At 64.5% G+C, this 18,960-nt stretch carries 14 protein-coding genes and 1 pseudogene; 6 read left to right on the forward strand and 9 right to left on the reverse strand.

Features of this window, described 5'->3' with window-relative positions; translation table 11 throughout:
- The first annotated feature begins 212 nt into the window (after positions 1-212).
- On the forward strand, positions 213-1,109 hold the full coding sequence (locus NLM33_RS04795; protein WP_254094991.1) for a DMT family transporter: 897 nt from the start codon (positions 213-215) through the stop codon (positions 1,107-1,109).
- 57 nt (positions 1,110-1,166) lie between these two features.
- On the opposite strand, the pseudogene NLM33_RS04800 reads toward NLM33_RS04795, so the two are convergent.
- From NLM33_RS04800 to NLM33_RS04815, 4 genes and pseudogenes are all read right to left on the reverse strand, one after another.
- Positions 1,167-1,708: pseudogene (locus NLM33_RS04800) on the reverse strand (transposase).
- A 77-nt stretch (positions 1,709-1,785) separates the two neighbouring features.
- On the reverse strand, positions 1,786-4,032 hold the full coding sequence (locus tag NLM33_RS04805; RefSeq protein WP_254094992.1) for a CHASE3 domain-containing protein: 2,247 nt from the start codon (positions 4,030-4,032) through the stop codon (positions 1,786-1,788).
- Positions 4,029-4,439: a response regulator gene (locus NLM33_RS04810; RefSeq protein WP_254094993.1), complete on the reverse strand. Its 411-nt coding sequence runs from the start codon at positions 4,437-4,439 to the stop codon at positions 4,029-4,031. The genes NLM33_RS04805 and NLM33_RS04810 overlap by 4 nt, the downstream gene beginning before the upstream one ends.
- Before the next feature lie 223 nt (positions 4,440-4,662).
- Positions 4,663-5,262 (reverse strand): BA14K family protein, encoded by a 600-nt coding sequence (locus tag NLM33_RS04815; RefSeq protein WP_254094994.1) that lies wholly within the window; start codon positions 5,260-5,262, stop codon positions 4,663-4,665.
- Positions 5,263-5,495: 233 nt separating this feature from the next.
- Here NLM33_RS04815 and NLM33_RS04820 point away from each other — a divergent pair, with 233 nt between their 5' ends.
- Entirely contained in the window at positions 5,496-5,903 is a 408-nt protein-coding gene (locus NLM33_RS04820; protein WP_254094995.1) for an NADH:ubiquinone oxidoreductase subunit NDUFA12, read from the forward strand.
- A gap of 476 nt (positions 5,904-6,379) precedes the next feature.
- Here NLM33_RS04820 and NLM33_RS04825 read toward each other — a convergent pair whose 3' ends face one another.
- Positions 6,380-7,066, reverse strand: coding sequence for a DJ-1/PfpI family protein (locus NLM33_RS04825; RefSeq protein ID WP_254094996.1), 687 nt, complete (start codon positions 7,064-7,066; stop codon positions 6,380-6,382).
- A gap of 105 nt (positions 7,067-7,171) precedes the next feature.
- On the opposite strand from NLM33_RS04825, the gene NLM33_RS04830 reads away from it, so the two are divergent.
- Positions 7,172-8,110 carry a GlxA family transcriptional regulator gene (locus NLM33_RS04830; RefSeq protein ID WP_254094997.1) on the forward strand — a complete coding sequence of 313 codons (939 nt, stop codon included), beginning with the start codon at positions 7,172-7,174 and terminating at the stop codon, positions 8,108-8,110.
- Positions 8,111-8,358: 248 nt separating this feature from the next.
- Here NLM33_RS04830 and NLM33_RS04835 read toward each other — a convergent pair whose 3' ends face one another.
- From NLM33_RS04835 to NLM33_RS04850, 4 genes are all read right to left on the reverse strand, one after another.
- Positions 8,359-8,994, reverse strand: coding sequence for an HAD-IA family hydrolase (locus NLM33_RS04835; RefSeq protein WP_254094998.1), 636 nt, complete (start codon positions 8,992-8,994; stop codon positions 8,359-8,361).
- Positions 8,995-9,563: 569 nt separating this feature from the next.
- A complete protein-coding gene (gene uvrA, locus NLM33_RS04840) occupies positions 9,564-12,542 on the reverse strand; it encodes an excinuclease ABC subunit UvrA (RefSeq protein WP_254094999.1) in 2,979 nt (992 codons plus the stop codon).
- A gap of 268 nt (positions 12,543-12,810) precedes the next feature.
- Complete coding sequence (locus NLM33_RS04845) at positions 12,811-13,482, reverse strand: outer membrane protein (protein WP_254095000.1); 672 nt, start codon at positions 13,480-13,482, stop codon at positions 12,811-12,813.
- 237 nt (positions 13,483-13,719) lie between these two features.
- Entirely contained in the window at positions 13,720-14,502 is a 783-nt protein-coding gene (locus NLM33_RS04850) for an outer membrane protein (RefSeq protein ID WP_254095001.1), read from the reverse strand.
- A 450-nt stretch (positions 14,503-14,952) separates the two neighbouring features.
- On the opposite strand from NLM33_RS04850, the gene NLM33_RS04855 reads away from it, so the two are divergent.
- The 3 genes from NLM33_RS04855 (at position 14,953) to gyrA (ending at position 18,937) form a co-directional block, all read left to right on the forward strand.
- Complete coding sequence (locus NLM33_RS04855) at positions 14,953-15,444, forward strand: single-stranded DNA-binding protein (protein WP_254095002.1); 492 nt, start codon at positions 14,953-14,955, stop codon at positions 15,442-15,444.
- A gap of 193 nt (positions 15,445-15,637) precedes the next feature.
- Complete coding sequence (locus NLM33_RS04860; RefSeq protein ID WP_254095003.1) at positions 15,638-16,036, forward strand: DUF2306 domain-containing protein; 399 nt, start codon at positions 15,638-15,640, stop codon at positions 16,034-16,036.
- Positions 16,037-16,204: 168 nt separating this feature from the next.
- Entirely contained in the window at positions 16,205-18,937 is a 2,733-nt protein-coding gene (gene gyrA / locus NLM33_RS04865; RefSeq protein ID WP_254095004.1) for a DNA gyrase subunit A, read from the forward strand.
- The last annotated feature ends 23 nt before the right edge of the window (positions 18,938-18,960 follow it).

Consider the following 18,960-nt stretch of genomic DNA (forward strand, 5'->3'; position numbering starts at 1 on the left):
CCTGAGAGATTCCCAACCGAAAAAATTTGCGTTTGGTGATGCCTGGCCGGCTTCGTCCCGCTGTTCACAGGGCGCGTTTATTTTTAGCCGGAGGCATTGCGTCAGCAGGACTCACGTAGTGCTACGGAAGGTACAGGCAGCCATGCCCGCTCAGGTGGTGGTCGAGCGCGCCAATTGGCGCCAAGGTGGGGCCGTTTCCGCCGGGTTACCACATGCATGATTCGACACGACGGGGGATGCGGACGCGCATCGCCCCGGCCGGCCTGATGTTCCTCGCCATCACCTCGGTGGGCTGGGGCTTCAACTGGCCGGTGACCAAGTTCCTGCTCTCCGAATTGCCGCCGCTGACGCTTCGCGGCGTCACCGGCGTGCTCGGCGCGCTCCTGCTCGCAGCCCTCGCCGTGATCCGCCGCGACAGCCTGAGGATCGCCCCCGGCATATGGCCGCGGCTTCTGGTCGCGGCGCTCCTCAACGTTACCGGCTGGATGGTGCTGATGGGGCTGGCGCTGCTCTGGCTGCCGGCGAGCGAGGCGGCGCTGATCGCCTACACGATGCCGGTCTGGGCCTCGCTCTTTGCCTGGCCGGTGTTAGGGGAGCGGCCGACGCTCCTGCGCACCATCGCACTGGTGATGGCCTTTGCCGGCCTCGCCTCGATCATGGGCGGCAACGGCGTCTCTGCGAGCGTGGAGAAGCTGCCGGGCATCATCATGGCGCTCGGCGGCTCGATCGGCTTTGCGGTCGGCACGGTGGTCTCCAAGAAGTATCCGATCCATCTGCCGCCGATCACGGCGGCGGCCTGGCAGATCGGTCTCGGCTGCCTGCCGATCGCGATCGTGGGCCTTGCGCTCGAGACGACGCATCTGTCGCAGGTGACACCGGTCGGCTGGGGCTTGCTGGTCTATTCGGTCATCGGCCAGTTCTGCATCGCCTATGTCAGCTGGTTCGCCGCGCTGTCGCGCCTGCCGGCCTCGGTCGCCGCGATCGGCACCATGGCCGTGCCCGTGATCGGCGTCGTGACCTCCGCGATCGCCCTGCGCGAGCCACTCGGAGTGGGGCAGATCGCCGCCCTGGTCTTCACCCTCGCCGGTGTCGTGCTGGCGACGCGTTGAGGCGGCGCGATATTTGTAGGATGGGTAGAGCGAAGCGAAACCCATCAAATTCTTCCTTCAGGACCATTCGCCGAACAGGAGGCCATCCTCGTCCTTCGAGTTGTTGCCTGCCCAATCCACCGGATAGATTCCAAGCCTGACGAAGCTATGGAACGAGGAAGGTCCCCAGTCCGACACCCGTCCGACCAATCCATGTTTGACCGGATTGATGTGGATGTAGTCGACGTGCCTGGCAAAATCTGCCTCGGTTCGGATGGTGTGCTCCCAACAGCGACGTTGCCACACGCCGCGCTCGCTCTTGGCGGCGCGGCTCGCCGAAACCCTCTCCACGCGCGCGAGGTTGCGAGAAAAAGTCGACTTGATCAGTCGCCACCGCGTCGCGAAATTCGCGTCACCCTCGGGCATCGTCCAGACCGTATGAAGGTGGTCGGGCAGCACAACGACGGCATCGATCGTAAATGGTGTCGCTGGCGCGTCTCACGGAATGCCGTGCGCAACAACTCGATATGGGTCGTCAACAACGAGAGCCGCCGATCCGCCAGATTGACGGTGAAGAAGAAGCTCCCGCCGGGAATAAAGTTGCGGCGATACGAGGTCATTCCCGGAGGATAGCACAACTTTTGGGCGATGGGTTTCGCTTCGCTCTACCCATCCTACGATTCTAGCTGGCGACGCGCTAAGTCTTCTTACCCAGCGCAAGGCGGATCATCTCGGCGAGCTGGTTGCGGCGGTAGGGCTTGGTCAGCAGCAGCACGCCTTCGTCGAGCTTGCCCTGGTGGACGATGGCGTTGTCGGTGTAGCCGGAGGTGTAGAGCACCTTGACGCCCGGCCGGCGTTTTTCGACTTCCAGCGCAAGCACACGTCCGCTCATGCCGCCGGGGATGACGACGTCGGTGAAGAGGAGATCGAACGGCTCGCCGCGGTCGACGAGCGCCAGCGCCGTGCGGCTGTCGGCGGCGGAGATGGTCTTGTAGCCGAGGCTTTGCAGCTGCGCGGTGACGAAATTGCGCACGAGATTGTCGTCCTCCACGATCAGGATGGTCTCAACACCGCCGGTCGCCGGAACAGCCGCGCTGGGCGCCGTCTCGCTCGCGCCTTCGCCCGGCGGCAGATAAAGCTTGATGGTCGTGCCGTGGCCGGCCTCGCTGTAGATCTTGATGTGGCCGCCAGACTGCTTGACGAAGCCGTAGACCATGGAGAGCCCAAGCCCCGAACCCTTGCCGACCTCCTTGGTGGTGAAGAACGGCTCAAACGCCTTTTCCTGCACGTCTAGCGGCATGCCGCTGCCGGTGTCGCTGACCGCGAGCATCACATAGGCGCCGGGCGCGACGTCGGGGTTCGCCTGCGCGTAGGCCTCGTCCAGCGTCACCCGACGCGTCTCGAGCAACAGCTTTCCGCCATCGGGCATGGCGTCGCGGGCGTTGATCGCCATGTTGAGCACGGCGTTGGTCAGCCGCGACGGATCGATATGCGAGGTCATCGGCCCCTGTTCGAGCACGGTCTCGATCTGGATCTGCTCGCCGAGGGCGGGACGCAGGAGCTTTGCGCTTTCTGATATCGCCGCGTTGACGTCGACGTCGCGCGGCTCCAGCGGCTGCTTGCGGGCAAAGGCGAGCAGGTGCTGGATCAGCTCGGCGCAGCGCTGCGCGGCATCGTCGATCAGCCGCGCCACGCGCTGCAGCTCGGGTTGCTCCTTGAGGCTGCCGACCAGCGTCTCGGTATTGCCCGAGATCACCGTCAGCATGTTGTTGAAGTCGTGCGCGACGCCGCCGGTCAATTTTCCGATGGCGTCCAACTTCTGCGACTGGTGCAGCTGCCGCTCGGTCTCGCGCGAGATGGTCGCATCGTGATAGACCAGCACCGCGCCGGAGATCACGCCTTGCGCACTGCGCATCGGCCGCCCGCTGATGACGAGATGGCGGACGAGATTGCCGCTGTGCGGGTGGACGATCATCTCCATCTCTTCGAACTCGTCGCCGCGCAACACGCGCGCGGACGGCAGCTCCTCAGGCGGCAGCGGCGTCACGCCGTCGCCGTGGAACACGTCCGACATCGCGCGCAGGCTCGTCAGGTTCATCCCGGCGCGATGCAGCAGGATGCGCTCTGCGGCGGGATTGGACAGAAGGACGTTGCAGTCCTTGTCGATGACGAGCACGGCTTCGGCCATGCTGTGGAAGGTGCTTTGCAGCACGTTCACCGAGATGCGGAGCTCGTCATGCGCGGTGACGAGGTGCTCGGTTCGCTCGGCGACAGCCGCCTCCAGCGCCTCGTTGGCAGCCCTGGTCTCATGCAGCGTGCTTTGCAGGGCGACACTGCTGCGCCGGGTCTCGCGCAACAGCAGCGCGACCAGCAGCAGGATCAGCACCGCGCCGGCGACGTCGATGCCGAGGAGGACGATGCCGGTGCGGCGCGACTCCACCGCGCGGGCGGCAAGCTGCCGCTCTTCCTCCGCGGTCAGCCGGTCGAGATTTGCCGTCACCGCCTCCATCAAGCCGCGGCCTTCCGCCTTGCTCTGGAGCGCGGAGATGCCGTCCCCGTCGTTCGCGGCGCGCAGCCGCATCGCTTCGGCCGCAAAATCGAGCCGGCGCAGAATCAACGGTTCGGTGCCCTCCAGCAGCGCGACCTGATCGGGATTGTCGCGGAGCGCGCGCTTGAGATCCGCGAGCGCAGGCGCGATGGCCCCGCGCGTCGCCAGGAACTCGTCGTTGAAGGCCGGGTTGCGATAGAGCTCATAGCCGCGCGCCGCGCTTTCGGCGCGACGGACGAGCAGGCGCAGGTTCGAGATCTTCTTCAGCGTCCCGACGGTGTGATCGGCCCATGACGTGTCAAACCGCGACTTGACGTCGAGTCCGATCGAGGCGGCAGTGATGATCAGGAGGATCGCAAGTCCGGCACCGAGAATGACGCGCTGCGAAGCAATCAAGGGGATTTGTTGTCCTTCACCGGCGCCACCTCGTCGAGGCATTCCTTGATTGCAGTCAGCAGCGTGTCGGGCGTGAACGGCTTGCGCAGGCAGCGCGTCGCGCCGAGCTCGAGCGCCATGCGGAGAAAATCGGGCGAGGGCGATGCGGACGAGGCAAAGGCGTAGCCGGACATCGCGATCAGCGGGATCGTCGGAGCACGCTCATGGAAGATGCGGATCGACTCGAAGCCGCGCATATGGGGCATGAAGATATCGACCAGCATCGCGTCGAAGCGCTGCTGCTCCAGCGCAGCCAGCCCGGTCTCGCCGCCGTCAGTCAACGTGACGTCGAAGCCCTGGCGTTGGAGGAGGACCTCGATGGTCGCGCCGACCATCGGATCGTCATCAACCACGAGAATACGCGGCATGACTCTGCCTAACCAATCGAAGTCCCCATAGTCCTTGCTGATATAGGCGAATCGTGGATCGGGTCAAATTTGGATTGGATCAGGACAGATATGCACGGTGGGGTGAATAAAACGCGTGATGTATGGCGTTCGTGTGAAAGCCCGCGCGGCGCGCAACGCCGAAAAGGCACCGCGTGAAAGCGGCGCCTTTTCGATCAAATTGGAGCAATGCAACTAACCGGCTCTAGGGGCAGGGATGTCGCAGACCGTCATAGCCGAGATAGGTGCCTGACGCGGGGTCGTAGGACCTGTAGCGCTGGGCACAATAGGCTGCGGAATCGCCGCCGGTGTCGGGCACGACGGCAACGGCCGGACCTTGGTCATAGTAGTCATCGTTGTAGTAGTAGTCGTCGTTGTAGTAGGGGCCGCCGTAGGCGTATGAGCCGAAAGCGCCAATCGCCGCACCCGCAGCCACGCCCGGCCAGAAGCCGCCACCGCGATGGCGCCAGCCGCCACCATGCCAGTTGCCGCCGTTCCAGTTGCCGGACGGCGTGCCGGCTGCCACACGGCCGGCTCCGCTGAAGGCCGGCGCAGAGACGCCGGGACGAACCGCGCCGGAGGCTGCGAAATTCCCCCCGCCACCGCGGATCGCGGCACCGCCGCCAAATCCGCCACCACCCATTCTGGCTCCGCCACCGCCACCGCCGCCTCCAATGGCGGCGTGTCCGCCACCCCCACCTCCGACGGCCTGAGCGCGGGATTGGGCAAAGCTGGCGGCCGGTGTCACCAGCGGGAGAACCAGTGCCAGCGCCGCCGTGGCGGTCAAAACTCTGAGATTGTTCATTTTCGGCTCCTTTTCCCGAAATCAAACTGCTCAAGCAGGCAGTGGTTCCGAGGCGCCCGCGAGGTTTGCGTGGGAAGCGCAGGATTCCAGCCCACGTCTGTACCCGGCATGAACGGATCGCGTCCGCTTTGCGACGGATCAGCGCATCTCCGGATGTCCCGTCCGCAGTTCGGCAACTGGACAAGTCCGCTTCCGGATGGCATCAGGACCCCACGAAGCAGGGCCCTTGCCGCATGAAACAATTCTTCCTCAAGCTCTTCACCTGGTGGAACGGCCAGACCTTTGGCACCCAGCTCTGGACCCGGCGGTTCGGCGAACTGGTCGGCGAGGACGAGCAGGGCAACCGCTACTACCGCACGCGCGGCGGGGTGATCGATCCGACACTCGGTTTCGAGCGGCGCTGGGTGATCTATAACGGCTATGCCGAAGCGAGCCGGGTACCGCCGGACTGGCATGGCTGGCTGCATCACGTGGTCGACGTGCCGCCGACCGAGCTCAACTACAAGCCGCGCGAGTGGGAAAAGCCGCATCAGCCGAACCTGACCGGCACGCCCAAGGCCTATCGGCCCTCCGGCTCGACGCTTGCGAGCGGCAAGCGCCCGAAGGCGACCGGCGACTATCAGCCCTGGACACCTGGTTAGACCGGGAAATTCCGCAGATCATTGGCGCTGGATGCATTCGCATCCAGCTATCGCCGCTGTGAACAACGGGAACAGCGGGGACGCTGCATGCGCGGCCGTTGCGCTTCCGCGAGCGATGCGGCTTAATGAACCCATCTTACGGAGATGGGAGACCATCGCGTACGGTTCGGGTCACAGTTCGCGACTGTCCCGAAATGCAGCGGCTGCCGAACAGGACTCGATCGGGAGATAGGCCCCCGATCTGGAAGCTCCGAAATCGCCCGTTGGAATGTGCAGCTGTCGTAAGACAGGAAAGGCCGCCCGGGAAACCTGGCGGCCTTTTTCTGTTGTCGGTCTCGTGCCCCGGACGCAGTGCAGCGCGCCAGGGTTGCACTGCTGAGCGGGGGCCCAATCTCCTGCTCAGTCGCCCGATGGGTCCCGGCTCTGCGGCGCAGCGTTGCACGCTGCACCGCGTCCGGGACACGATAGGTGCGTCCTCACATCACCCTTGCCGCCGCGCGCCTCGCGGCCTCGAGCCGGCGCGCCTGCGAGGGCGCGGTGCGTTCCTTCATCAGCGCGAGCACCTCGGCAGGCGCGGTCTCCGGCGAGCCCGCGTTGAACGGCGGCGCCGGATTGTATTCGAGACGGAGCTGGATCGCTTCGGCCATGGTGCGGTCGACCAGGATCGAGACCAGCGTCAGCGCAAAATCGATTCCGGCGGTGACGCCGCCGCCTGTGATGCGGTTGCGGTCGATGCAGACGCGCGTCCGTGTCGGCGTCGCACCGAACAGCGCCAGCACCTCCATCGCGCTCCAATGGGTGGCGGCGCGGTAGCCTTTCAACAGGCCGGCTGCCCCCAGCACCAGCGATCCCGTGCACACCGAGGTGACGTACTTGGCGCCGTCGGCCTGCTTGCGCAGAAAGTCCAGCACCTCCTCGTCATTGACGAGCGCATCGGTGCCGAAGCCGCCGGGCACGCAGATCACGTCGAGCTGCGGGCATTCGGCGAAGGTCGTGGTCGGCGTCAGCGTCAGCACGGAATCGCTCGGGACGGGCTCGATCCGCTTCCAGATCAGGTGCACCTCGGCGCCGGGCACGGACGAAAACACCTGCACGGGACCGGTGAGGTCGAGCTGGGTGACGCGCGGAAAAACCAGACATCCGATTCTGAGCGGTGACGACATGAGAGCCTCCAGACAATCAGCTTGACGGGCGGACGATGCCATGATGCTCTTCTGTCAGAAATGGCGTAATTCCCTCTTTTTCGGACATTGCGCGGGGTTTGGCCCATGATCGGCGTCCTGATCTTTCCCGACTTCCAGTTGCTCGACGCGGCGGGCCCGATCTCGGTGTTCGAGATTGCCTCGCGCTACGCGAAGAAGGTCCCCGTCATCCGCGTGCTGGCGCTGAACGCCGGGCCCGTGCGCAGCTCGTCCGGCGTCGAAATCATGGCTCGCGATTTCAAGTCGGCGCATGCAGTCACGACGCTGATCATCGCCGGCGGCGAGGGCGTGGCGGGCGCAGCGCGCTGCACGGCAACGCTTGCCTTCGTGCAACGGCTGGCCAGGCGCGGCGTGCGCGTCGCGAGCGTCTGCTCCGGTGCCTATGTGCTCGCGGAGGCAGGGCTGCTGGACGGCAAGCGCGCGACCACGCATTGGGGCCGCACGCCCGATTTCGTGGCGCGCTATCCCAAGGTGAAGCTCGAGCCCGACCAGATCTTCACCCGCGACGGCGACGTCTGGACGTCGGCCGGCATCACCGCCGGCATCGACCTTGCCCTGGCGATGGTGACGGAGGATCACGGCGAGGCGATCGCGCAGGACACCGCGCGCCAGCTCGTGCTGTACCATCGTCGCAGCGGTGGACAGTCGCAATTCTCCTCGCTCCTGGAATTGAAGGCGCCGAACGGGCGCTTCGGACCGCTGCTCGCCTGGGCGCGCGAGAACCTCGATACGCCGCTCACGGTCGAGGACCTCGCCGAGCGCGCCAATATGAGCGCGCGGCATTTTGCGCGCGCCTTTGCCGCGGAGACCGGCTCGACGCCGTCAAAGGCGATCGAGCGTCTGCGTGTCGAGGTGGCGCGCGAGCGCGTGCAGTCGTCCAGCGAGGCGATCGAGCTCGTGGCGCAGTCGACCGGCTTTCGCGATCCTGAAAGGATGCGCCGCGCCTTCATCCGCGCCTTCGGCCAGCCGCCGCAATCGCTGCGGCGGGCGGCGCGGGCGGGCTAGCGTCCGCCGTGGCTCAACGTATGGAGGCGTACCCCACCATGCCGCGGGTAACAACAGTGGTGGGTTACGCTTCGCTAATCCCACTGCGTCAAAGACCCTCATGGTGAGGAGCGCGGAGCGCGTCTCCGGACGATGCTGCGCATCGCCGGGCGAACCATGAAGGCCCGGATCTCACCCGCGGCCATCCTTCGAGACGCGCGTTCCGCGCTCCTCAGGATGAGGAGAGGAGTGCTCGTGACGCAGTCGTACTAGCCCACGTTTGCGCATAAGGCGTCCGCAATGTCGTCCATCCGCTCGAAGGTGTGATCGGGTGCAAGCGCCCGCAACGCCGCGGGCGCTGCATAGCCCCAGCATACCGCGCCGCAGGCAATCCCCACCGCGCGCGCCGCCTCGATATCGCGGACCTCGTCGCCGATCGCGATCACCTGTGCCGGCTGCACGCCGGCGCGGCGGATGACGCGGCGGAATTTGGCGGGCTTGCCGAACAGCGAAGCGGAGCAGTCGAAATGCGCGAACAGGCTCGCTGCCGCGCCGAGCTTCTCGCGCGCATTGGCTTCGCTGTCGGACGTCACCAGCGCGAGCTGCACGCCGCTTGCGGCAAGCGTCTGCAGCATGGCCTCGACGCCGGAGAACAGGGAAATCTCCGCCGCGGCCTCCGCCTTCAGCCGCCGCGCATGCCGCGCGATCGCCGGCAGCTTCCACAAGGGCACCTCGAGCCGCCTCAAAATCTCGCGCGTCGAGGCATGCCGCAGCCCCTCGACCTCCTCGTCGGCCACGCGGCGAAAGCTGAAGCGGTCGGCGACGTCGTTGATCGTGCGCAGAAACCACGGAAAGCTGTCGGCCAGCGTGCCGTCGAGATCGAAGATGACGAGGGAGTAGGGCATAAAGCGATTGGAAGCGCGAGATATCTAGCTACGTCAGCTTGACGACAATGCGTCAGCCGGTGAAGCCGAATGGAAGTCCTTTCGGTATTTCAGGCGCGCATTCCGAAAATTACGCCGCGAGACCCAATGGACTCGTCCGAATCCATCAGCGACTCCGACCTGCGAAAAGTCATCTTTGAGAAAGCAATCACTGGTGTAAGGAAAGATGAAGTTTGCTTGGTCTCCAACTTCGAGACGAGTAGACGCTGGCGTAGTGGCCCAATGCCCATAGTCAGGATAAAGCATCGCGCGGCCTCGGTCTCGATCGAGCAAGGTTCGCTTTAGCCAATTCTTCCGAACGAAAGTGAGCCCAATTCGGTTGGGTATCGGACCAATGTTCAGCGCCTCCACTGAGACAAACGGTCCATCAGATGGATGACCTGCTTGAATGATCCTCTTTACACCTATCGCGACCTTGAATTTTGGCCTTCTGATTGCGTCGCGATAGACAGTCCAGCCAAGCGTCAGCGAGGATATCGCTAAAGCCAAGATGCTAGTAATTGTTGGAACAGCGCTTTGAAGGTCGGAACTCACTCCGCCGCCTCGCTCGTGCTCCGCCGCTTCGGCTTGCCCGCCTTCTTCAGCACCGGCTCCAGGAACTTGCCGGTGTAGCTCCTTGGCGCCTTGACGATGTCTTCCGGCGGGCCCCAGGCGACGATTTCGCCGCCGCCGTCGCCGCCTTCGGGGCCGAGGTCGATGACCCAGTCTGCGGTCTTGATGACTTCGAGATTGTGCTCGATGACGACGACCGTGTTGCCCTGCGCGACCAGCTCGTGCAGCACTTCCAGAAGCTTCTTCACGTCGTGGAAGTGCAGGCCGGTGGTGGGCTCATCCAGGATGTAGAGCGTGCGGCCGGTGGCGCGCTTTGACAGCTCCTTGGCGAGCTTGACGCGCTGGGCTTCGCCGCCGGACAGCGTGGTGGCCTGCTGGCCGACATGGATGTAGTCGAGGCCGACGCGGTGCAGGGTGTTGAAGGTTTCGCGGACGCGCGGAACGGCCTTGAAGAACTCGGCGGCTTCCTCGACGGTCATGTCGAGCACATCGGCGATGCTCTTGCCCTTGAACAGAACTTCGAGCGTCTCGCGGTTGTAGCGCTTGCCCTTGCAGACGTCGCAGGTGACGTAGACGTCGGGCAGGAAGTGCATCTCGATCTTGATGACGCCGTCGCCCTGGCAGGCCTCGCAGCGGCCACCCTTGACGTTGAAGGAGAAGCGGCCGGGCTCGTAGCCGCGCGCCTTCGCTTCAGGCAGGCCCGCAAACCATTCGCGGATCGGCGTGAAGGCGCCGGTGTAGGTCGCAGGATTCGAGCGCGGGGTGCGGCCGATCGGCGACTGGTCGATGTCGATGATCTTGTCGATGTGCTCGAGGCCCTCGATGCGGTCGTGCGGAGCTGCGCCTTCGCTGGCGCCGTTCAGCTTGCGGGCGATGGCGCGGTAGAGCGTGTCGATCAGCAGCGTCGACTTGCCGCCGCCGGAGACGCCGGTGACGCAGGTGAACAGGCCGAGCGGGATCTCCGCCGTGACGTTCTTGAGGTTATTGCCGCGCGCGTTCACCACCTTGATTGTGCGGCGATGGTTCGGCGGACGCCGGTCCGGCACCTCGACCTCGAGCTCGCCGGTGAGATATTTGCCAGTGAGCGATTTCGGGTTGCGCATGATCTCGGCGGGCGTGCCTTCGGCCACGATGTGGCCGCCATGCATGCCGGCGCCAGGACCGATGTCGAGCACGTAATCGGCAAGGCGAATGGCGTCCTCGTCATGCTCGACCACGACGACGGTGTTGCCGAGGTCGCGCAGGCGCTTCAGCGTGTCGAGCAGGCGCGCATTGTCGCGCTGGTGCAGGCCGATCGAAGGCTCGTCCAGCACGTAGAGCACGCCTGTCAGGCCCGAGCCGATCTGCGAGGCAAGGCGGATGCGCTGGCTCTCGCCGCCGGACAGGGTGCCGGAGGAGCGCGACAGGGTGAGATAGTTGAGGCCGACGTCGAGCAGGAAGGTGAGGCGCTCGCGGATCTCCTTGAGGATGCGTCCCGCGATCTCGTTCTGCTGCTTGTTCAGCGTATCAGGCACACCTTCGAACCATTCGCCGGCGCGCCGCACCGAGAGCTCGGAGATCTCCCCGATATGCTTGTCGCCGACCTTGACGCAGAGCGCCTCCGGCTTCAGCCGGAAGCCGGTACAGGCGCCGCAGGGCACGTCGTGGAAATACTTCGCCAGCTCCTCGCGCGCCCACTCGCTCTCGGTCTCGCGATAGCGGCGGTTGATGTTGGTGATCACGCCTTCGAACGGCTTCTTGGTGTCGTAGGAGCGGACGCCGTCCTCGTAGGAGAACTTGATCTCGTCCTCGCCGGAGCCGTAGAGGATCGCGTTCTGCGTCTTTTTCGGTAGATCCTTCCATTTGGCGGTCGGCGTGAACTTGTAGTGCTTGCCGAGCGCAACCAGCGTCTGGATGTAATAAGGGGACGACGACTTGGCCCAGGGCGCGATCGCGCCCTTGCCGATGGCGAGCTCCTTGTCGGGGATGACGAGATCCTCGTCGACATGCTGCTCGACGCCGAGGCCGCCGCAGGCGGGACACGCGCCATAGGGATTGTTGAAAGAAAAGAGTCTGGGCTCGATCTCGGGGATGGTGAAGCCGGAGACCGGGCAGGCGAACTTTTCCGAGAACAGGATGCGCTCGGGCCCGCTCTTGTCGTGGATCTTTGCGGTCTTCTTTTTCTCTTCGGCCGGAGCGGCTGCCGCCGGCGCATCGGCGAACTCGACGACGGCAAGGCCCTCGGCGAGCTTCAGCGCGGTCTCGAAGCTCTCGGCGAGGCGCTGGCCGATATCGGCGCGCACGACGATGCGGTCGACCACGACGTCGATGTCGTGCGGGAATTTCTTGTCGAGCGTCGGCGCCTCAGCGAGCTCATAGAAGGTGCCGTCGATCTTGACGCGCTGAAAGCCCTTCTTGAGCCATTCGGCGAGCTCCTTCCTGTACTCGCCCTTGCGGCCGCGGACGACCGGAGCGAGCAGATAGAGGCGGGTGCCCTCGGGCAGCGTCAGCACGCGGTCGACCATCTGCGAGACGGTCTGGCTCTCGATCGGCAGGCCCGTGGCGGGCGAATAGGGCACGCCGACGCGCGCCCACAACAGGCGCATGTAGTCGTAGATCTCGGTGACGGTGCCGACGGTCGAGCGCGGGTTCTTCGAGGTCGTCTTCTGCTCGATCGAGATCGCCGGCGACAGGCCGTCGATCTGGTCGACGTCCGGCTTCTGCATCATCTCCAGGAACTGGCGGGCGTAGGCCGAAAGCGACTCGACGTAGCGGCGCTGGCCTTCGGCGTAGATGGTGTCGAAGGCGAGCGAGGATTTTCCGGAGCCGGAGAGGCCGGTGAACACCACGAGCTTGTCGCGGGGAATCTCGACGTCGATGTTCTTGAGGTTGTGCTCGCGCGCGCCACGGATGGTGATTGCGCGCAGGTGTGATCCCACGTTCTGTTGTTGGCGCTTCGCCTTGATCACTTCGTCCATCCCAGTAGTCCCCAAGGAGATTCCCACGCTGCGCGGCCGCGCCGGCGTTCAGGCGCGCCTCGCCCGGAACCGGGGATGGACGCCGTTGGGTAGGCTGCGAACGTAGGAAGAACGAGCGAGGATTTCCAGTGCGAGTTGCGAATCGTCAACGGATTGTTGGCGTGCTGGCGGCACTTGGCAGTAGCCCAGCAGTGCTGCCGCCTCTGGACCAAACAAAAAGGCCGGCGCGAGGCCGGCCTTCAGTCGAAAATTGATGGTCTGCCGAAGCTCAGTACTTCGCGACCACTGGGCCGCCGAAGTGATAGTTCACGCCGACCTGGACGCTGTGGAGGTTCAGCGTGCCGGACGAAACGGTGCCGGCGAAGTAGTTCTCGCTGCCGAGGCTACGATAGAGGTACTCGCCCTTCACCGACCACTGCGGAGCGAAGAAGGCTTCGACGCCCGCGCCGACCGTCCAGCCCGTGTGGAACTGGCTGTCCGAAGCGGTCACGCCGAGGACGTCGGTGGTCAGCTTGTTGTTGATCCAGGCAAAGCCGCCGGTGCCGTAGAGCAGGACCTGGTCGAACGCCACGCCGACGCGACCGCGCACTGTCCCCAGCGAATTGATCCGGCTGGTCACAGCGAGCACGCCGGGGGTGCCGGCCGTGGCGTTGACGTCAGCCCAGCCGCCATCGGCCTCGAGACCGAACACGATGTTGCTGGCCTGCCAGTTGTAGCCAACGGTGCCGCCGGCGAAACCGCCCTTCATCTTCGGGTCAGTGGAGGTGTTTTCCCAAGCGTAGCCGCCGAAACCACCGAGGTAGAAGCCGGTCCAGTTATAGACCGCCGCTGCGGCCACCGGGGCCTTGGTGTAGGGGCGGGCCGCCAGATCGGCGGCCATGGCCGGGGCGAACGCGCTGAGTGCGAACAAGCTGGCCGAAGCCAACAAAACCTTCTTCATCTTCTTTAATCCCAGTCCCAGTTTCTGTTTTTGCCTTCCGTGCGCAGGAAGGACATCGGACGCACAGGTCCAACTGATGCCGTGCTTACACCAGTGAAGCCGCAAGTTGTGTGCCCGAGATACCACACCACAGGGAAAAAGCGTGAGGATGGCTGACCTATTCACGCCGGCTGGATCCACGCAGCAAAAAGGCCGGCGCAAGGCCGGCCTTTTCGACAGGAAGAGTTTTGGCGAAGATCAGTACTTCGCGATCAGCGGGCCGCCCCAGCGATAGTTCAGGCGGACAAGGCCCATATCGACGTTCTGGCTGATTCGGTCGGCGCCGAATGTCAGGCCGCCGGGCGTCGTGAAGCCAATGGTGCGGTTGCCCAGGAAGATGTGGTCGTACTCGACACCAACCGACCAGTTCGGCGCAAAGCCGAATTCCAGGCCGGCCCCCACCGTGCCACCCCAACGGGTTTCGCTGGCCGAACCGAGCAGGGTGCCGGCACCGACGATGCCGGGCGCGACAAAAACGTCGTACTTGTCGCCGACGACCGCGCCGCCGCCCTTCACGTAGAAGAGCACGTTGTTCCAGGCGTAGCCGACCTGGCCGGTGATCAGGCCGAAGGCATCGATGCGCGAGCGGTTGCGGTCCGTCGGGAAGGCGAGGCTGACGTTATCTCCCCTGAAATCGGCCCAGTTGCCCTGGCCTTCGACGCCGAACACCCACTGGCCGGACTGCCAGCGATAGCCGATCTGGCCGCCGATCGTGCCGCCGGTCGCATTGTGGCAGCCTTCACCCACAAGACTGCCCACAACACCAGTCACCGCGCCGGTGCTGTCCAGGAAGTCCCAGCATTTGTGGGTCGAGCCACCGCCGCCGTTGATGCCGATGTAGAAGCCGCTCCAATCGTAGATTGCGGCGACCATCGGGGGCGGGGCCTTCACGTATGGACGCGCTGCCATATCTGCCGCGCTCGCCGGAGCCGACAGGCTCAACGCAACCGCACCAACTGCACCCACCAAAATCTTCTTCATTATTCAGTCCCTCCGGCTGTGCCGCTTCTTTCTTTAGTCCCCGAAGCGGTCAATCAGGCGCGACGCCCAATGAATTGATGTTGCGCCGAGCCTAGTCTGATTTGGGGGTAGAGTCCGTCTCCAAAAGGCAACAGTCGCGAGTGAAGTGAGCGGTTCCTAAGTTAATGAATGTTAAGCGGTATTCCCGTCCGCGGGAACCCGAAAAAGTTCCATGCGGTTCCGATGATTTCCTGGACATGCAACCCCATGTTGCGGGCGTATCCCGTCACCGCCCTGTGGAACAAAGCTGGAACACTGCCGCGCCCGGTGCTATATGTGGGGATAACCTGCGGGACCGCGGGCTCGGTAACGTGCGCGAGCGTATAGGGTCCCTCAGCAGGCGGCAGCGAGCGGTTTTGGCACGGCTCCGGCTTTTTCGAACAATTTGGCAGTTTGGAGTGGAGAGCGGCAATGGCGGGAAGCGTCAACAAGGTCATTCTGGTCGGAAATCTCGGCAAGGATCCGGAGATCCGCCGCACCCAGGACGGGCGGCCGATTGCCAATCTGAGTGTTGCGACGTCGGAGACCTGGCGGGACAAGGCGACCGGCGAGCGCAAGGAAAAGACCGAGTGGCATCGCGTCGTGATCTTCAATGAAGGGCTCTGCAAGGTCGCCGAACAGTACCTGAAGAAGGGCGCCAAGATTTACGTCGAGGGTGCGCTCCAGACTCGCAAATGGACCGACCAGAGCGGTGTCGAAAAGTACTCGACCGAGGTCGTGCTTCAGGGCTTCAACTCAACCCTCACCATGCTCGACGGCCGCGGTGGCGGGGGAGGCGGCAGCTTCGGCGAGGAGCCGGGCGGCGATTTCGGCTCCAGCAGCCCGGTGAGCAGCGCGCCGCGCCGCGCGGTCGCCACGGGCGGTGGCCGCAACAGCGACATGGACGACGACATCCCGTTCTGACGTCGCGCCGCTTCGCGCGGAACGACAGCATTTCCGATCAACCGACTGGCGGAGCTCGCATCTTGCGCGTTCGCCTCATGTTGGGTCTCAAGGGATTGGACGCCCGGCGATGTGAATGGTATTAAGTTAATGTTAATGCTACTTACATCGCTTGCGCCTGATACTCGGGCGCCATCATTGGGACGCGTCAGCCATGACCCTCGCGCCGCTGCTCGACGCAGCTCCAGCCATCCCGCTCCACGCCTTTGCGGCGATGACTGCCTTCGTGCTCGGCGTCGTCCAGTTCGCGGCCCCCAAGGGCACGCTGCCGCACCAGACCGTCGGCTGGATCTGGGTGGCGCTGATGGCCCTCGTGGCTGCGTCGTCGTTCTGGATCCACCAGATCCGGCTGGTGGGGCCGTTCGGTCCGATTCATCTGCTCTCGATCTTCACGCTCGTGATGTTGCCGCTCGCGGTGTGGCGGGCGCACACCCATCGCATCGCCGCTCACCGGTGGTCGATGATCTTCCTGTTCACCGGCGCGCTGGTGATCGCGGGGCTGTTCACGCTGCTGCCGGGACGCATCATGCATCACGTGATTTTCGGCTCGTAGGGCGGGGTTCCATCCGGCCTGTTCCCGCCGCCCGGAAAGGGTCTTCGCAGGGCCCGTAAGTTATTGGAAAAATGAGCGGAAAAAGCGCTTCCCATGGGCTTGCCAGGGTGGTTATCAGACCCTCGATGCGCTATATGATTCCCAGATAAAAACTCACCGGATTCCCCCTTGGCCGACGACGACAACAAGAAGCCCGGCGACGAGCCGGAGCGCTCGGATATTCGCCCCGTCTCCATCTTCGAGGAGATGAAGAAGTCGTATCTCGACTACGCCATGAGCGTGATCGTGGCGCGTGCTCTACCCGATGCCCGCGACGGTCTGAAGCCGGTGCATCGCCGCATCCTGTACTCGATGAACGAGCAGGGGCACACGCCGGACAAGAAGTACGTCAAATCCGCCCGCGTGGTCGGCGACGTCATCGGTAAGTATCACCCGCACGGCGACCAGTCGATCTATGACGCCATGGTCCGCATGGCGCAGGACTTCTCGATGCGCGTGCCGCTTATCGACGGCCAGGGCAATTTCGGCTCGGTCGACGGCGATCCTCCGGCCGCCTATCGTTATACCGAAGCACGCCTGACCAAAGCGGCGCTGGCTCTGCTGGCCGACATCGACAAAGATACCGTCGATTTCCAGCCGAACTACGACAACAACGAGACTGAGCCGTCGGTTCTTCCGGCCAAGTTCCCGAACCTTCTCGTCAACGGCGCCGGCGGCATCGCCGTCGGCATGGCGACCAACATCCCGCCGCACAATCTCGGCGAGGTCATCGACGCCTGCGTCGCGTTGATCGACAATCCCGCGCTGACCATCGACGAACTCATCAACATCGTGCCGGGGCCGGATTTTCCGACCGGCGGCGTGATCCTCGGGCGCCAGGGTATCCGCAGCGCCTACCACCTTGGCCGCGGCTCGATCGTGATGCGCGGCAAGGTCGAATTCGAGACCATCCGCAAGGATCGCGAGGCGATCATTGTCACCGAGATTCCATATCAGGTGAACAAGGCGACGATGGTCGAGCGCATCGCCGAGCTGGTCAAGGAAAAGAAGATCGAAGGCATCGGCGACCTGCGCGATGAATCGGACCGCGATGGCTACCGCGTCGTCATCGAATTGAAGCGGGACGCCGTGCCGGATGTGGTGCTGAACCAGCTGTACAGATTCACGCCGCTGCAGACGAGCTTCGGCGTCAACATGGTGGCGCTCGACAGCGGCCGTCCACGGATCATGCATCTGAAGGACCTGCTGGCCATCTTCGTCGACTTCCGTGAGCGGGTCGTCACGCGCCGCACCAAGTACCTGCTCGCCAAGGCGCGCGATCGCGCCCATATCCTGGTCGGTCTGGCGATTGCGGTCGCCAATATCGACGAGATGATCCGCGTCATCCGGACCTCGCCCGACCCGACCACCGCGCGCGACACCCTGATGTCGCGCGACTGGCCGGCCCGGGACGTCGAGGACATGCTGACGCTGATCGACGATCCGCGCCACCGCATCAGCGAGGACGGCACGATCCGGCTGTCGATGGAACAGGCGAGGGCCATTCTCGACCTGCGCCTTCAGCGCCTCACCGCGCTTGGTCGTGACGAAATCCGCGACGAGCTCGACAAGTTAGCCGGCGAGATCGCCGATTATCTCGACATCCTGCGCTCGCGCGAGCGCGTGCTGGGGATCATCAAGGCCGAGCTCGCCGAGGTAAAGGCTGAGTTCGCCACGCCGCGCCGGACCGTGATCATGGAGCAGGAAGGCGAGGTCGAGGACGAAGACCTGATCCAGCGCGAGGACATGGTCGTCACGGTCTCCCATGCCGGCTACGTCAAGCGCGTGCCGCTGTCGGCCTATCGGGCCCAGCGCCGCGGCGGCAAGGGCCGCGCCGGCATGCAGACCCGCGACGAGGATTTTGTGTCGCGCCTGTTCGTGGCCTCCACGCACACACCGGTGCTGTTCTTCTCGTCGCGCGGCCAGGTCTACAAGGAGAAGGTCTGGCGCCTGCCGATGGCCGCGCCGAACGCGCGCGGCAAGGCGCTGATCAACATCCTGCCGCTCGAGCAGGGCGAGCGCATCACCACCATCATGCCGCTGCCAGAGGATGAATCCACCTGGGGCCAGCTCGACGTGATGTTCGCCACTACCGGCGGCAATGTCCGGCGCAACAAGCTCTCCGACTTCGTCGACGTGCGCCGCTCCGGCATCATCGCAATGAAGCTCGACGACGATGAATCGATCGTCGACGTGCAGATCTGCACCGAGCGCGATGACGTGCTGCTGACCGCTGCCGGCGGCCAGTGCATCCGCTTCCCCGTCACCGACGTGCGCGTGTTCACGGGGCGCACCTCGATGGGCGTGCGCGGCATCGCGCTGGCGAAGGCCGACAAGGTCATTTCGCTCGCGATCCTGCGCCACGTCGAGACGACTTCGGACGAGCGCTCGGCGTACTTGAAGATGCGCCGCGCGGTCGTCGGTGAAGGTGCGACTGATGAAGCTGCAGCGGACGCCGAGGCCGAGGAGACCTCCGGCAGCTTCCAGCTCCCGCAGGAGCGCTATGTCGAGATGTCGGCGGCCGAGCAGGTGGTGCTCACCGTGTCCGTCAACGGCTATGGCAAGCGGACCTCGTCCTACGAGTACCGCACCACGGGCCGCGGCGGCAAAGGCATCGTCGCCATGAGCGTCAACAACCGCAACGGCAATCTGGTGGCGTCCTTCCCCGTGGAGGAGGCCGACCAGATCATGCTCGTCACCGACAAGGGCCAGCTCATTCGCTGCCCGGTCGAGGGCATCCGCATCGCCGGCCGCTCCACGCAGGGCGTGATCGTGTTCGACACCGCCGAGGACGAGCACGTCGTCTCGGTCGAGCACATCACGGAAGAGGCGGAGAACGGCAACGGGGCGAATGGCGAATAGCGAGTGGCGAATAGGGTGCGCTG

Source organism: Bradyrhizobium sp. CCGUVB1N3 (genome assembly GCF_024199925.1).
Taxonomy (GTDB): Bacteria; Pseudomonadota; Alphaproteobacteria; order Rhizobiales; family Xanthobacteraceae; genus Bradyrhizobium.